The following is a 651-nucleotide window of genomic DNA, read 5'->3' as shown; positions in this document are numbered from 1 at the left end:
CCTGGGTATCGCCGTGCAGCGTATCTGGCTGGATGTCCGACTGGTTGTTGATTAGCCCATCGAGGATGTAAACCGCCTCATAGACGCCGCATGGAATAAAGTGACTGAACAACGCGATGTACTTGTCGGACACATGGTAGTAGCCAATGCCGCCGTATCCACCGTAACGGATATGGTATTCGGAAAGCAGGTTAGCCTCGTAAATGTTCCATTTGGTACCGTCGGCCGACGCGCTCTTTCCCGATCCCCAATAACGTGGCAATGCGAAGCGGTTGTATGCATTGATCACCTTGACGATCGCCTTGTCCAGGCGCTGCTCGGTGACATGCTTGAGATTGAGCCAGGCCACCTGCTTGCGGCTCAGGCCCTTGATCGAGCGTGCGGTCTGCGTGGCGCCCAAGTTACAACCATAGCAAAACAACGTAGTGATAAAGCGCTTGCGCGGATCGTCTACTTTGGCCTCGAAGCCGGACAACGGACCGAAGAGTTTATGCAAGTCCAACCATTTTTCAGTTTCGGTCAACACATCAAGGATGCTCACCGGATCCATTTCATTGGTGACCATCTGCTCGATGGCGTCAAGTTCGGGCGGCGGCTTTGGACGCTCCATGCGACGGATCACAATGCCGCTCTCGTCGATATCGGCAAGGC

Annotated in this window: 1 protein-coding gene; it reads right to left on the bottom strand. The window is 54.5% G+C overall.

The genetic code is table 11. The annotated features are described in order from the left end of the window. On the bottom strand, nt 1-651 hold a 651-nt coding region (locus ASN89_RS26855; protein WP_235502099.1), incomplete at both ends, for a transposase.

This window comes from Janthinobacterium sp. Ant5-2-1, from assembly GCF_001445815.1.
GTDB lineage: Bacteria > Pseudomonadota > Gammaproteobacteria > Burkholderiales > Burkholderiaceae_D > Janthinobacterium > Janthinobacterium lividum_E.
This window is presented reverse-complemented; position numbering and strand designations above follow the sequence as displayed.